This is a genomic window from Methanobrevibacter arboriphilus (assembly GCF_019669925.1).
GTDB classification, from domain to species: domain Archaea; phylum Methanobacteriota; class Methanobacteria; order Methanobacteriales; family Methanobacteriaceae; genus Methanobinarius; species Methanobinarius arboriphilus_A.
In genome coordinates, this window is sequence record NZ_AP019779.1 from 1,236,316 (window position 1) to 1,251,119 (window position 14,804).

Sequence of the window (14,804 nt, forward strand, 5' to 3'; positions counted from 1 at the left end):
ACTATGGAACCTAAAAAAACAGTTTTCTTTAGTTTAGGAGTGGCATTAGTAGGTTTAGGTGCAGTAGGAGTTGCTTTACCAATCTTACCTACTACTCCATTTATTTTAGCTGCATTTTTCTGTTTTGGAAAAAGTTCAAAGAGAGCAGAAAAATGGATTGAAAACAATAAATATTTTGGAAGCTATATAAATAATTATAAAGAAAAAAAAGGTGTTCCATTAGATGTTAAAAGAAATAGTTTAATATTTCTATGGTTGACACTGAGTATTTCAGCTATTATAGTAAATAGTTTGATTGTTAGATTAATTTTACTTATTGTTGGAATATGTGTTAGTGCCCATATTTTACTTTTAAAAACCAAAAAAGACACTATTAAATAGTATTAAACAAAAACCAAATTATAAATTATTAATAATATCTTTTTATTTATTATTTATATTAAATTTTAAAATTTCTCTAATTTTTCAAGCTTTTCTAATTACAATTATTAAACTTCTCTAATTTTATTAATATTTATATAATAATCTCCCTATTAAACTTAAAACAATTGAAGAATCTTAATAATGATTTTATAATTTATATATTTAATTAATATGTATAAAACGTACATCATACTATTTTTTATAAAAAATATTAAATATTTTAAAAAACATAAAAACTAGTAGAAAAATAATAATTAATTATTGTATGAAAATATTTAAAAATTATTATAAAAATATTTAAAAAGGATTAAAAAAGGAGTAAAACGATGATGGACAAAAATAAATTTTGGGAACTAATTCAAACCTCATACAAAGAAGCTAATTGGGAAACAGACAAACAAATGCAACTATTAATTGGCAAACTATCAGAATATAGCCAAGAAGAAATATTAAAATTTGGAAAGATATATGAAATTTATGCAAAAGAATCAGAGAAAAGTAAATTATGGGCAGCAGCTCATGTTTTAAATGACGGATGTTCTGAAGATTGTTTTGAATCTTTTCGAGGTTGGTTAATTTCAAGAGGGAAAGAACCATATTTTAATGCTTTAATTAATCCAGATTCCATTATTGATCTAGATATGCCTTATCAAGATGATTATTATGAAAATAAAGATATGATATCAGTTGCAGAACTTGCTTTTAATAAAAAAATAGGAAATGACGATGATTTAGACACTTACTATCAACGAATGAGGCAATTTGAACTAGATCCAAAAGAAATATTTGATATAGTTGATGAGATCTCTTTTGGTGAAGATATTAATGCTGAATGGGATAAGAAAGACAAAGAAAGTGTAAGAACTCTTGTTCCTAAATTATGTCAACAATATTGGTAATTAAACTAATAAACAATATATTAAAACAACTAACAAAAACAAGAAAATAAAAAAAGTTAATAGAGTCTAATATAAGTAATAAAAGCTAAAATAACAAAAAAACTCAAAATATCTAATAAAAGTTAAAATAAACATAATTTAAATATAAAAATGTCTAATATCAACTATAAACTTAGAGAATTTAATAAAAACGATGTTAGTAGTATAGCTAAATATGCTAACAATGAAAATATTGCAAAATGGCTTACTGACGAATTTCCAAATCCTTACTCTAAAAAAGATGCAGAAAGCTTTATAGATATCGCTTCAAAAGAAAAATTAATGAAAGTGTTTGCTATTGAAGTAGGTAATGAAGCTGTAGGCTCAATAGCTTTAAATTTCAGTCAGATAAATGATAAAAATAACTATAATTATGAAAATCTAAAAACAGCTGAATTAGGGTATTGGTTAGCTGAAAAATACTGGAACAAAGGAATAATCACATTAGCTATCAAAGATATAGTAGAATATGGATTTAATAACTATGAAATTAATTGCATATATGCAACTCCCTTTAAAGAGAATATTGCTTCTCAGAAAGTCTTAAAAAAAGCAGGCTTTAAAACTGATTCAAAATTAAAAACAATTAATAAGAAAAACAAAAATTATGAAGTAATAATATACACAATGCAAAATAATATAATTAGAATCAGAAAATCCAACACATATAAAAATTAAACTGGTGAATATTTAATAAATTAGAGTGTTTATTTAATAATATTCTCAAATATTATTCAAAATAATAAATGATTAAGAAGTTATTATATTAATAATATCTCCATCACATAATTCATAATCACTAGCTACTCTCATATTTTTTCTTGCATTAACAGCATGCATAAATTTATCCCCAATATCAGTATGAACAATATATGCAAGTTCCCTCGGATTTGAACCAATTTTAATAAGTATAGGGTCTGGAAGAACATTACCTTTATTATCTGTGAATTTATGTTCATCTTCAACTGGATAAACAACAATCATATTAAGTAATTCGAATACAGCAGTATTAAGAGCTTTTTGAACACCAGTACTTCCATACTTATCTAAAACATTTTCTTTAATATAATTTAAAGCATTAAGTTGATTTTTATTCAAATTATCCTTATCAATAATTTCAAAATATGAATCTCCAGAATTATAATTAATTAATCCTGCTTTACTAGCATTGACAAGAGCTAATTCACTATCAGCTGATGCAGGAATAACATCAGGATATCTTTCTTTGATTCTTTCTATATTTTCTTCAGCCATTGGAAGGTCAGCTTTATTAGCTACGATTAACATTGGTTTAGCTATTTTTCTAAGATTTGTTACAAGTTGGATTAAATCCTCTTTTTCCCATTTTTGATAGTCAGGATTAATAGTTCGCTTTGCCTCAATAACATCTTCAAGGCTTACACCAGTACCAGACATTTGTTCATATATAACCTTAGCTACATCTAATTTTTCTGCATCTATTTTCCGAATAAGCCTGCTCCAGTTTTTATTTAATATACCATACATCCACATAACTATTTCATATTCAAGAAACTCAATATCTTCAAGAGGATCATGAGATCCAGGATCAACTGGACGGCCTTCTTCATCAGTAGATCCAGAAGCATCAATAATATGGATAAAAGCTTTAGCTTGTCTTAAATCATCTAAAAATTTATTTCCCAAACCTCTTCCTTCATGAGCACCAGGAACTAGACCTGCAACATCGATTAATTCTACATGAATGTACCTGTTCCCATCAATACATTCTGAATTTCTTGGATTACAATTTAATTCTAAATCCACACAAGGACAAGGTTTTAAAACATTTCCTATGGCTTTGTTTGCATCAATAGTTGTAAATGGATAATCTGCCATTTCTACCTTTGATTTTGTAGCTGAATTAAAAAATGATGATTTCCCCACATTTGGTTTTCCTGTAACTGCAATTTGAAGCATTTTTTTTAACTTCCTTATAAATTTTATTTAAGATATGTAAATATTTAAGACATTTAAACAAGTAGCTATTTAAGACATTTAAATAATTAACTATTTAAGATATTTGAATAATATATTATTTTCTAAAATAATATTTTTATATTATCTAATTATACTATATTTCTAATAAATCTATTAAACTACCTTATTAAATATTACTTTAAAAAATAATTAAATTAAATAAAATAGAATTAATATAAAAATATAAAAAATAATTTTTTATAAAAAATTAAAAATATATCTCTTAAAATAATTATTTTTGAAATTATTCTTGAAAAGAATAAGAATATTTTTCATCAATTTTAAATCTCATCAATTTTAGAAAAAAAACCAATAATATGTTAGAAAATGAGAATAAAAGTAAATTTATATTAATAATTGTTATAAAAAAGAAAATATTGAGTTCTATAAATAATAAAAATAAAAAAATTTTATAAATAGTAAAAACTTCATTTTTAGACTTATAAAAATAAAAAATTTTATAAAAAATAAAAACTTGTTTTAACTTATAAAATCAAAGATTTTATAAATAATAAGGTTTAAGATTTTCTATCCGCTTCTTTAGCCTCATGTTCTGCTTTATCTTTAGCTTTTTTACCTTCATATTCAGTTTTATTTTTTGCTTCTTCTGTTTTATCTTTAGCAGTATCTTTAGCATCATCAACCTTATCTTTTGCATCTGATGCAACATCTTCAGCTACACTTTTAGCATCTGATGCAACATCCATAATTTTCTCATTAGTTTCATTAACTTTTTTTTTCAATTTATCTTTTAAATCATCGCTCATATTTTCATCTCTGTTAATAAATTCTTTTTCATAATCCCTCTATACAAATCGATATTCAGTCTGCAACATTTACATATGCATCATATGCTGCATATATATTGAAAATCAATGCTAGTAACCAAATAAAGGAAAATATTGTGGCACCAATCCCATAAAAAATCAAAGCAATAATTAAGAAAACAACAGTTTTCATAATTCCCTGTCCACCATATAATTGTCCTAAACCTGGTAAAATAAAAGACAATATTGCTGCAAGTATCCCATTAGCCATAAAAAATCACCTCATTTTCATTGAAAATTTATTATTTTCAATAATTATTTCGAAATTAGAGAATCATCTATTATTTCGTTTTTATTGATTTTTCATAAACTCCATGTTTTTATAACTTCCCTCTATAGCCATTTCTATTTAAAAATAGAAATTATTTATCCATATCTACTACAATATTCAATAATATTACATCTTTTATATTTTTTATCTGGTCAAATGTAATTGTTTCTTTTGCACGTGAAAATATTCCTTTATCTAGTTTAATAACTATTTTATTGATTGTTCCAGTTTCTTCATTAAATTCAACAGTGTCAACTTTCCCAATACTTTGCCCCTCTTTATCAATTACTTCCATATCAAGAAAATCATTCATATCCATGAAAAAATCCCCTCCATATATATTTAATAATTTGGTTGAATTTACATTTTTAAAGTATATTCAACTTATAACATGTCTTTTATCGACATTGTTATTATGAGTCTTCTCATTTTCATGAGAAAAAAGTTTGTAACTGATTTAAATTCTTAATGTTCATTTTTTTATCAAATAATGATTATTTTTCAAAAATACCATTTTAAACATCAAACAACAAAGAATGATTTACATAAAATTTCTGATATTATATTATGTTTTTAATAATATTTAATAATTAATAAAAAGAGAACGTTCAGTATAGACTTTAGAAAAAATTATGATTTAATAAAAATTATGATTTAATATTTATAAGTTAGTATAACATTGTTTTTATATTAATGCTCCTTTTTCAAACATCCAATTAAGAGTAGTAGCTACATTATCATAATATTATTTTATTAATTCATAAAATGCTATACATTGCATATTAGGTAAGCAGTTGCCTTTTTCCATGATTAATTTTATATAATAAAAAACTTTAAAAAGTTAATTGTATAAGAAATTAATCCTCAAGAATATTATTTAAAAGTTAAAAACTTAAATATTATTAACTTATTCTATTTATCCCCGAAATTTTAGAAAAAGTTCAATAATATAAGTTTATATGGTTTTATAATTTTTTTGAGAAGTGAGCTATCTGTTATTTTTTGAGGATTATGATTATACAACATATTTTTAGATATTTTTATTTTTAAATTATTTTTCATGAGAATTTTATTAATTATTAACTTTTTTAATAATAATTACTACTTATTAATTTACTAAATAATTGCTACTTATTAATTTGCTAAATATTTACTAAATACTTACTATTTACTAAATATTTTAATATGAATATTATTTGAAAGATTAATTAAAAAATTATTTAAATTTAAAAATTAAAACTAAAATGTATGAATAATCTATCTAATAAAATATTAGCTAATCTAAAATTTTTTATAAAAATCTTGATTGTTTGGGTTGGAGAAATAATAGTATTTTATTTATTAGCTGATTTGGGTATTGGTTTAACAATAGATAGTTTAATCACAGCGATATTTGTTATAATCATTTTAGAAATAATAAATTCTATTTTTTGGCCATCACTAACAAAAATCTTCCTCCCTTTTTTAGTTTATACTATTGGAATCGGTTCTTTACTTTTAAATGGTGGAATAATATGGGTAATGAGTTTATTTATACCAACATTAAGTATTGAAGGTTATGCTCTGATTATTGTTCCACTTGGAATAGCAGTAGTACATACCATATTAACGACATTATTAACACTGGGAAATGAAGAAGAATATTATAATTTCATTATTAAAAGGAAAAAAATAAGGTATAATGATAATTATTTTAAAAATGGAGAAGTTGATTATATCAAAAATTATGATAATTATGATAACTACGATAATAATGAAGATAATGAAGATAATTATAATAATGAAGAAAATAGTAATAGCGATAAAATATATAAAGGTAAAAATAATAGGGAAAGCAGTGAAAGTATAAGTAATCGAATAAAAAAGGTTAGTGAAGACAATTCAATTAAATCATTCCCTGGAATAGTAATAATAGAAATAGATGGACTTGCTAAAGAAATATTAGAAGAAGCTATTCAGAAAGGGCATATGCCTACATTAGCTAAATGGTTAAAAGAAAAAACACATGTAATAAAAGAATGGGAAACAGATCTTTCTAGCCAAACAGGTTCAAGTCAGGCAGGAATTCTACATGGTAATAACAAAGATATAGTTGCATTTAGATGGGTTGAAAAAGAAAATAATAATAAAATAATGGTTTCAACTGGGCTTTTAGATGCTCCAAAAATTGAAGAAAGAATCTCAAATGGAAAAGGACTTCTTCATAAAAATGGATCAAGCCGTTCCAATCTATTTTCAGGAGATACTGAAAATGTATTATTTACTTATAGTAAAATGCATGATATAAGAAAATTTTATAATAAAACATGGTACTTTGTTTATTCAAATCCATCTAATTTTGGACGTATTTTGTTGTTATGTGGAGCAGATATTGTAAAAGAAATTATATCCCAAATAAACCATAAAATTAAAAATATTCAACCTAGAATTAGAAAAAACTTTATTTATTTGTTTGTAAGAGCTTGTGCTAATGTATATATAAGAGAAATAAATACGCAAACAATCATTGGAGATATGATAAAAGGAGAAGCAGATACAATATACTCCACGTACCTAGGATATGATGAAATAGCACATCACTCAGGAATCAGAGATAAAGACTCTTTTAATGCATTGAAAGGGATTGATAGACAAATTAAAAGAATATATGGTGCAAATAATTATTCAAAAAGACAATATAATATTGTTATTCAATCTGATCATGGACAAAGTAATGGATCAACATTCAAACAAAGATATGATTTAAGCTTAAAAGATTTAGTACATAATCTACTTCCGGAAGATATGAAGATTTATGATGAATTATCATCCAATGAAGATCATTTTTCTCAAGTAATCACTTTACCAATTAAAGATGTTAAAAATCTTGTTAAAAATAAAACATATAACGCTAAAAATAAATATGATGAAATATCAACAAAGATTAAATCAAAAGGAGATAATGTTCTAGAATATATTACTAATTATAAAATTTCAAAAACCAAAACAACGAAAAAATCTAAAATTGGTCAAAGAGATGCTGAAGTGATTGTTCTTGCATCTGGAAACTTAGGATTAATCTATTTAACCCAATGGGAGACTAGACTTAATTATGAAACCATAAAAGAATTGTTTCCTGAATTAATTCCAGGGCTTGTTCAACATGAAGGAATTGGATTTATATTAGTAAATTCAAGTGAGCATGGAGCATTAGCTATTGGAGAAAAAGGAGTTTATTATCTAGATGAAAATAAAGTTGAAGGAAAGAATCCTCTAGAAGATTTTGGACCAAATGCTAGAAAACATCTACTTAGAACAAACAAATTCGAATATGTTCCAGATATTTTAGTAAACAGCGTGTATGATAAACATAATGATGAAGTTGCAGCATTTGAAGAGTTAGTTGGTAGTCATGGAGGCCTTGGAGGAACCCAAAACAAACCATTTATTATGTATCCCTCTGATTGGAAGATAAAAGATGAAAAAATTGTTGGTGCTGAAAATATCCATAGAATTCTTAAAGAAAATTTAAATAATTAAAAAAATTAAAGATTTTATATAGGTTAAAAATATGTCAAAATTATTTATTATTGGAGTAGGTCCTGGTTCTAAAGATTATCTAACTGAAAAAGCAAAAAATATTGTTAAAAGTGCTGATGTTACTATTGGAAGTTGGAGAGCTATCAATGTTTTTGATGATATTGGTGAAGTTATAGGTTTAGATGTTAAAGATCTTCAGGAAAAGTTAGAAAATGCTGTGGATTTAGCTAAAAATGGAAAAAAAGTTTGTGTACTTTCAACAGGAGACCCTGGTTTCTCAGGAGTTTTAAAAACTATAAAAAAGATTGCTGAAAATAAAAATTTTGATCAAAATAGTATAGAAGTAATACCAGGAATTAGTTCACTGCAATTAGCAGCAGCTAAAAATAGAATATCATGGGATGAAGCAAATATAATGACATTTCATGGTAGAGAAAATATTTCAGATATTTTAAATGTTATTGATAATGGACTTCCTACAATTGCACTACCATCAAAAAGTGTTAAGGATATGGCCAAGTTTTTGCTTGATAACGGAGTAGATGAAAACAGAAAAGTGACAATATGTGAAAAACTAAGTTATCCTGAAGAAAAAATTATTACAACAAGCTTAAAAGAAGTTTTAACTAGTGATTTTAGTTATATGTGTGTTATGATAATATATTAGCATGAAAAAATTAAAGATAGAAAAATATAAAAATAAAATTATTAAATAATAAATTTTATAAAAATATCTTTATTATATTTTTATTATAAAAATATTATCTATAAAAATAATATCTATAAAAATATTATTAAATAGAAAAATAGAAATAATAATCCTATTCCATAAATATAGCTGGTTTATACGGCATTGCATTTTTAGCTTTGTTTTGTGGATCATAGCTATCATCAGTATGAATAATTACTTCAGCATCTACTTCTTCAGATATGAAGTCTAAAGCATCAGAAAATACATCATACTCATCTATTTTTCCTATATATCTTGTTTTTGTAATTTCACGACCAACTTTTTTAGCAACGTCAGCTATTTCTTTTTTATTATCGTGAATGTTTTCACCTATAGCTCTACCCATAATTTGACCAATATCTGGTTTTCCAATATCCGCAGCTATCCTATATAATAACCATTTCCAATCAGGAGCTAAATAAACATGAATTTTTTTAGGAACAACATCAACAATCTTTTTAATTTCATTTATATCTTTTACAATTGACTGAACCATTTCTTCAGATTTTTCTATTACTTCACTTGGGATACAGCTATCTGCTTGAAGGTTTAAAGTTGGAGTACACTTCATTGGGAAGTATTGATATGTAATAGGCCATTCAGCTTCAGACACAAAACCTTCACCACCATACTTACTCCATAATTCTTCAGAGCTGTGCGGTGTAAATGGTCCAAGAATTCTAATCCAAGCCTCTAATATTGAAGATAAAACAAAGATAATTGCCTCATCAGGGTCTTCTAATAAATGTTTTGTACGGTACATATAATGATCAACATCTTTTTTAAGAAGGAAAAGAGAATCTTGAAGAGCTTTTCTTGTTTGAAACCCTTCAAGAGCATTAGTTGCATCATTTATCCTTATGAATAACTGATTCATCATCCATAGGTCTATTTTACGGGTTAAATCAACTCTTTCAATATTACTTAAATCTAAAGGTGATTTTTTAATTGATTCAATTTTTTCTGCAAATTCAAAGAACCAATCAAGTCTTCTTTTTGTACCAACAACCTCTTTTTCTCTCCAATCAAAATCTTGCCATGGTTCAGCTGAAGACATTAAAAATAATCTTACAACATCAGCACCATACTCCTCAATTGCATCACTAAGAAGTATAACATTTCCTTTAGATGAAGACATTTTATTACCTTCAAGTAAACCCATACCAAACACAACCATTCCCTGTGGCCAATTTTCAGGAGGGAAAATAGCTGCATGATGGAACATATGAAAACTTAAGTGATTACCAACTAGATCCTTAGCTGAAAGTCTCCAATCTAAAGGATACCAATAACTAAATTCATTTTGAATCTCACTTATAATATCTTCATCAATTTTAAGCTTAAAATCATCAATATCAGCACCAATACTATCTAATTGACTAGTATTAATCTTATTAGTGTTTATATCATTATCAATATTAATATCATTATCAAAAAATACTTTTTCAAAAAATGCATCATTCAAATCATTAGGATTAATATCTTTTAAATATTTAGCTATTGTATAATAAGACATATAAATTGTAGAATCTGTTAATGGTTCTATTAACCATTGTTTATCCCAAGGAAGTTTAGTTCCAAGCCCAATCCTTCTAGAACATGCCCAATCTTCTAACCAGCCAATATAATACTCAAGATTTGACCTAACTTCGTTGGGAATTATGTTTTCATTTCTAAGTAGGTTTCTTGTTTTTTCTTTCCATTCTTCATCAGAATATTTGAGGAACCATTGATTGTCCATTATTTTAACTACACATTTTGTACCACATCTACATATTACAGGATGTTCTGCAAAATCATACATGATAGTAGCTTGATTTTTAGAAATCATGTCCTTTTTAATATTTTCACGAGCTATTGAAACACGCTCACCTGAATAAATAGGAATATGATCACTGATAATTCCTTTAGAGTGTTCAACCTTATATAATTCATTTGTAGCTTCTTCTAAATTAGGATCTTCCTGAGTTTTAACATTTAATCTTTCAATCACATCACGAGCTGGAATTTTACTGTATTTTTTAAGAGTTACAACATTTAATGGCTCTATTTTATTTACTATATCTTCTAACCCATATTCTTCTAAAAGTTCATTATTATTTTTTAAATCTTGAAGTGCAATGTAATCTGCAGGAGCATGACCTGGAACAGAAAATACCGAACCACTACCATATTCAGGATCAACAAAACTAGCAGGTAATAAAGGATGAGGTTCTTTAGTCACAGGGTTTTCAACATAAGTTCCTATCAATGGTTTTGGATCAATAGTTCCTATTATTTTTAAATCTTTTATCTGATTAGATATGTTATCATATGCTTCTTTACTAATTATCCATGTTTCTCCATTGGTTCCATCTTTAGAAGCATCACTAATCACTTCGATATATTCAATATCAGGATTTAACCATAAGTTTGTAGAACCATAAATAGTCTCTGGTCTAAAAGTAGCTGGAACTAAATATTTAACATTATTATTACCCTCATCAATTCCATTAATTTCATTATTATTTTTATCTAATAGTTTAAATTTAAGAAGAGTTAATTCATTTACTCCAACACCCTCTCCTTCTAAGAGGTCATGATCTCCAACAGGATTATCACAATGAGGACAATATTTAACAGGATGATTTCCTTTCCTTATCAAATCCATTTCTTTTAATTTTCTTATTTGCCATTCAATAAATTTTTTATAGGTAGGATCAGTAGTTCTAAACTCCCTTCTCCAATCTATTGAATAACCCATATCATTCATTACATTATGATATTCAGTACTGAAATATTTTACAATGTATTCAGGATCTTCAAGCTTTGGGATCTCAGTTTTTGGAACCTTATGAACCTTTTCGTATAATTCAAGAGTCCAAGGATCTTTATCCTTTATCCTACTAGCAATTCCAATCACAGGAGCTCCAGTAACATGCCAACCCATAGGAAACAACACATTGTAACCCTGCATTCTCTTAAATCTTGCATAAACATCTGGAACTGTGTATGTTCTACCATGTCCTATATGCATAGCTCCACTTGGATAAGGATATGCTACTGTTAAAAATATTTTTTTTCTTTCATCATGATCTGCTTGAAATAGCTTTGATTTTTCCCATTTATCCTGCCATTTCTTTTCCATCTCTTTACTCACTTGATCACCAATATAATTGAATTGAATTAAATTAGTTAAATTAATTAAATTAGGTTAATTAAACTAATTAAACTAGATTAAATTAGATTAAATTTGATTAAATTAATTAAATTAGATTAAAATATAATTATAAATTATGAATTAGATATAAATTATGAATTAGAAAATTATAATTATAACTATAATTTAGAAATTATATAAAAATTATAATGAAAATTATAATAAAAATTGATATCATATATAATTAGTATATTATCATATTAATAAACTTAAATTAAATAATTATGGTTATGATAATAAATTAAATAAATAATATTAAAAATAAAAACATTAAAACTAATTAATAAAAATAAAAATATTAAATATAATTAATAAAAATATTAAAACTGATTAATAAATAAAAATACTAAAACTGATTTAACATCTGAAATACTTAAATTTAAAATAAAATTAACATTACATTACAAAAAAGTAATAAATATTCAAACCAAATTAAAAAAATTTAAATCAATCAATTTCTTCTTTTATCCATCCTAAATATTTCTCAGCAACATTTAAAACAGGCAATGCTAAAATGCAAGGATTATCATAGCTATGAACACTGCTTACTAAATCAAATATATTTTCAACATTCTTTTCTAATGTTTTAAGAATGAGAATAGCTTCATTATCATTTTCAAGATTTCTTTCCCACCAATATATAGATTTCATATTAGAAATTACATTAGAACAAGCAGCTAACCTTTTTTTCACCACTAATTCTCCGATTTTTATAGCTTCTTCTTCATTACTTGTAGTAACATAAATAAGTACCATCATTTTTTCACAACCACGACAACCACAAAAATTATAAAAATTATAAAAATGTAGTATCAAAATTTAAATTCAAAACAATTTATTTTTTTCAAATGGACTTGGAGGAAATTGTAACTTGTGTTGATTATTACTAATCTTATCACGAACTTTATTAATTTCCATATTAGAACTATTCATTTCCTTTAAGATTTCTTCATTAGTTAAATTTTTATCTATTATTAGATAGAGGAGCTGATCCAAAACATCATAAGTTAAACCAATTTCATCTTCATCAGTTTGACCTATCCATAAGCCTGCTCTTGGAGGTTTATTTATAATTACATCAGGAATATTCCAGCTCTTAGCTAATTTTCTCAGCTGTGTTTTATAAATATCCCCTATTGGTTCAAAATCACAAGCCCCATCACCATATTTTGTAAAATAACCAATCAACAACTCACTTTTATTACCAGTACCAGCTACAAGGCAATTTTTCATGTTTGCAAAATAATATAACATAGACATTCTAATTCTTGCTTTAAGATTACCTTCAGCAGACTTATTTTCAAAGGAATTTGAAACTCCATTATCATCAGCTAAATCTAAAAATTCACTAGTTATTGTATCTATATCAATTTCTTTATAATTAATATCCAATATTTCAGAAACAAGTCTAGCATGCTCAGTATCTTCTTTTGGGGTGGTTGAACTATATAAATGATAAGAATATATTTTATCATTACCAATAGCTTCCTTTAAAAGGAAAGCAACAACAGTTGAATCAATTCCACCACTTAAACCAATGACAATTCCATCTGTGTCTGATTCATTAACTATTTCCCTTATAAAATTAACTATTTTCTCTTTAACTACTTCTGAATTGATTTTTGGTAGCATCATATAATCACGAAAAATTTATATTATAGTATATATAACTTATCTTACTATAATATTCACTTAATTTTTATATTAAATTTTTTATAAATTTTATAAATTTTTATTATAAATTTTCAAATAAATTAGTTTTTTAAAAATTAAAATATTTTTAAAAGTTAAAATAAGAAATAATAAAAAAGTAATAAAAATAATAAAAAATAGAAAAGTATTTGGAGGAATAATAATGGGATTTAAAGATTTATTCACATTTAAAGAAGGTCAAACAACATTTGTATTTGTAGGAGGAAAAGGAGGAGTGGGAAAAACATCCATATCAGCAGCTACAGCAATTTGGATGGCAAACCAAGGAAAAAAAACATTAGTTGTATCTACTGATCCAGCTCATTCCCTTTCAGACTCACTTGAAGCACCTATCGGCCATTCCCCAACTTTAATTATGTCAAACTTATATGCAGTTGAAATTGACCCTGAAATGGCTATGGAACAACAACAAGCAGAACTTGAAAGTAAAAAAAGCTTAGCTACTGGTGAACAAGCAATGGGATTAGATTTATTAGGTGATCAACTCGATCTTGCATCTTCAGCCCCTGGTGCTGATGAAGCAGCTGCATTTGAAGTTTTCCTTCAAGTAATGACAACTAATGAATATGACGTAGTGGTATTTGACACAGCTCCAACTGGTCACACACTTAGATTCCTTTCATTTCCTGATTTGATGGATTCATGGGTTGGAAAAATGATTAAAGTTAGAACAAAAATTGGTGGTGTAGCTAACACATTTAAAAATCTAATTCCATTTATGGGAGATGATGATGAAAATGATATTCAATCCACAGCTGAGTTAGAAGAAACTAAAAGAAAAATCAATGAAGCTAAAAAGGTAATGTCTGATCCTGAAAGGACAACATTTAAGATGGTTGTGATTCCAGAAGAGATGTCCATATATGAATCTGATAGAGCCATGGAATCATTAGCAAAAAATAATATGACTGTTGATGGAGTTGTTGTTAATCAAATTATGCCAGATATTGAAGATTGTGATTTTTGTCAAGCTAGACATAAAATACAACAAAAAAGACTTGCTTTAATTAGACAAAAGTTTTCACATCAAACAATAGCTGAAATGCCATTATTTAAAGAAGAAGTTAAAGGAGTAGAAAAGTTAAAAGAAATGGCAGAAGTTCTCTATGAAGGAAAAACCCCTGAAGATGTAGAAAAAGATGCAATATTACTTTAAATTGAATAATTTTAGTTTAATAAATAAATT

General features: G+C 25.8%; 13 protein-coding genes. 6 read left to right on the forward strand and 7 right to left on the reverse strand.

Translation table 11 applies throughout. From position 1 onward, the window contains the following. The first annotated feature begins 3 nt into the window (after positions 1 to 3). The 3 genes from MarbSA_RS05485 to MarbSA_RS05495 all read left to right on the forward strand — a co-directional run bounded on the left by MarbSA_RS05485 (position 4) and on the right by MarbSA_RS05495 (position 2,039). On the forward strand, positions 4 to 381 hold the full coding sequence (locus MarbSA_RS05485) for a YbaN family protein (RefSeq protein ID WP_054834847.1): 378 nt from the start codon (positions 4 to 6) through the stop codon (positions 379 to 381). A gap of 368 nt (positions 382 to 749) precedes the next feature. After that, positions 750 to 1,322, forward strand: a complete 573-nt coding sequence (locus MarbSA_RS05490) for a DUF4240 domain-containing protein (RefSeq protein ID WP_042702460.1) — start codon at positions 750 to 752, stop codon at positions 1,320 to 1,322. 150 nt (positions 1,323 to 1,472) lie between these two features. Continuing rightward, positions 1,473 to 2,039, forward strand: a complete 567-nt coding sequence (locus tag MarbSA_RS05495) for a GNAT family N-acetyltransferase (RefSeq protein WP_054834846.1) — start codon at positions 1,473 to 1,475, stop codon at positions 2,037 to 2,039. Positions 2,040 to 2,111: 72 nt separating this feature from the next. Here MarbSA_RS05495 and MarbSA_RS05500 read toward each other — a convergent pair whose 3' ends face one another. From MarbSA_RS05500 to MarbSA_RS05515, 4 genes are all read right to left on the reverse strand, one after another. Then, positions 2,112 to 3,299 carry a redox-regulated ATPase YchF gene (locus tag MarbSA_RS05500; protein ID WP_221061117.1) on the reverse strand — a complete coding sequence of 396 codons (1,188 nt, stop codon included), beginning with the start codon at positions 3,297 to 3,299 and terminating at the stop codon, positions 2,112 to 2,114. Between the two features lie 578 nt (positions 3,300 to 3,877). Next, a complete protein-coding gene (locus MarbSA_RS05505; protein ID WP_054835351.1) occupies positions 3,878 to 4,126 on the reverse strand; it encodes a YtxH domain-containing protein in 249 nt (82 codons plus the stop codon). 55 nt (positions 4,127 to 4,181) lie between these two features. After that, positions 4,182 to 4,397 carry a hypothetical protein gene (locus MarbSA_RS05510; protein WP_042702467.1) on the reverse strand — a complete coding sequence of 72 codons (216 nt, stop codon included), beginning with the start codon at positions 4,395 to 4,397 and terminating at the stop codon, positions 4,182 to 4,184. Positions 4,398 to 4,548: 151 nt separating this feature from the next. Then, positions 4,549 to 4,776, reverse strand: coding sequence for a PRC-barrel domain-containing protein (locus MarbSA_RS05515; RefSeq protein WP_042702470.1), 228 nt, complete (start codon positions 4,774 to 4,776; stop codon positions 4,549 to 4,551). Positions 4,777 to 5,705: 929 nt separating this feature from the next. On the opposite strand from MarbSA_RS05515, the gene MarbSA_RS10345 reads away from it, so the two are divergent. Continuing rightward, positions 5,706 to 7,976 carry a phage holin family protein gene (locus MarbSA_RS10345; RefSeq protein WP_054835350.1) on the forward strand — a complete coding sequence of 757 codons (2,271 nt, stop codon included), beginning with the start codon at positions 5,706 to 5,708 and terminating at the stop codon, positions 7,974 to 7,976. Positions 7,977 to 8,007: 31 nt separating this feature from the next. Continuing rightward, positions 8,008 to 8,643 carry a cobalt-precorrin-7 (C(5))-methyltransferase gene (locus MarbSA_RS05525; protein WP_221061118.1) on the forward strand — a complete coding sequence of 212 codons (636 nt, stop codon included), beginning with the start codon at positions 8,008 to 8,010 and terminating at the stop codon, positions 8,641 to 8,643. 154 nt (positions 8,644 to 8,797) lie between these two features. On the opposite strand, the gene leuS is transcribed toward MarbSA_RS05525, so the two are convergent. The 3 genes from leuS to MarbSA_RS05540 form a co-directional block, all read right to left on the reverse strand. Then, on the reverse strand, positions 8,798 to 11,845 hold the full coding sequence (gene leuS / locus MarbSA_RS05530) for a leucine--tRNA ligase (RefSeq protein WP_221061119.1): 3,048 nt from the start codon (positions 11,843 to 11,845) through the stop codon (positions 8,798 to 8,800). 507 nt (positions 11,846 to 12,352) lie between these two features. Next, positions 12,353 to 12,664 carry a divalent-cation tolerance protein CutA gene (gene cutA, locus MarbSA_RS05535; RefSeq protein WP_221061120.1) on the reverse strand — a complete coding sequence of 104 codons (312 nt, stop codon included), beginning with the start codon at positions 12,662 to 12,664 and terminating at the stop codon, positions 12,353 to 12,355. 66 nt (positions 12,665 to 12,730) lie between these two features. Then, positions 12,731 to 13,540 (reverse strand): NAD+ synthase, encoded by an 810-nt coding sequence (locus MarbSA_RS05540; protein ID WP_052332095.1) that lies wholly within the window; start codon positions 13,538 to 13,540, stop codon positions 12,731 to 12,733. A gap of 220 nt (positions 13,541 to 13,760) precedes the next feature. Here MarbSA_RS05540 and MarbSA_RS05545 point away from each other — a divergent pair, with 220 nt between their 5' ends. After that, a complete protein-coding gene (locus MarbSA_RS05545; RefSeq protein WP_054835486.1) occupies positions 13,761 to 14,774 on the forward strand; it encodes an ArsA family ATPase in 1,014 nt (337 codons plus the stop codon). Positions 14,775 to 14,804 lie beyond the last annotated feature (30 nt).

Excerpts from the sequence above, each read along its gene's own strand:
- MarbSA_RS05485 (WP_054834847.1), top strand. The coding sequence starts at position 4 with ATGGAACCTAAAAAAACAGTTTTCTTTAGTTTAGGAGTGGCATTAGTA.
- MarbSA_RS05490 (WP_042702460.1), top strand. The coding sequence starts at position 750 with ATGATGGACAAAAATAAATTTTGGGAACTAATTCAAACCTCATACAAA.
- MarbSA_RS05495 (WP_054834846.1), top strand. The coding sequence starts at position 1,473 with ATGTCTAATATCAACTATAAACTTAGAGAATTTAATAAAAACGATGTT.
- MarbSA_RS05500 (WP_221061117.1), bottom strand. The coding sequence starts at position 3,299 with ATGCTTCAAATTGCAGTTACAGGAAAACCAAATGTGGGGAAATCATCA.
- MarbSA_RS05505 (WP_054835351.1), bottom strand. The coding sequence starts at position 4,126 with ATGAGCGATGATTTAAAAGATAAATTGAAAAAAAAAGTTAATGAAACT.
- MarbSA_RS05510 (WP_042702467.1), bottom strand. The coding sequence starts at position 4,397 with ATGGCTAATGGGATACTTGCAGCAATATTGTCTTTTATTTTACCAGGT.
- MarbSA_RS05515 (WP_042702470.1), bottom strand. The coding sequence starts at position 4,776 with ATGGATATGAATGATTTTCTTGATATGGAAGTAATTGATAAAGAGGGG.
- MarbSA_RS10345 (WP_054835350.1), top strand. The coding sequence starts at position 5,706 with ATGAATAATCTATCTAATAAAATATTAGCTAATCTAAAATTTTTTATA.
- MarbSA_RS05525 (WP_221061118.1), top strand. The coding sequence starts at position 8,008 with ATGTCAAAATTATTTATTATTGGAGTAGGTCCTGGTTCTAAAGATTAT.
- cutA (WP_221061120.1), bottom strand. The coding sequence starts at position 12,664 with ATGATGGTACTTATTTATGTTACTACAAGTAATGAAGAAGAAGCTATA.
- MarbSA_RS05540 (WP_052332095.1), bottom strand. The coding sequence starts at position 13,540 with ATGATGCTACCAAAAATCAATTCAGAAGTAGTTAAAGAGAAAATAGTT.
- MarbSA_RS05545 (WP_054835486.1), top strand. The coding sequence starts at position 13,761 with ATGGGATTTAAAGATTTATTCACATTTAAAGAAGGTCAAACAACATTT.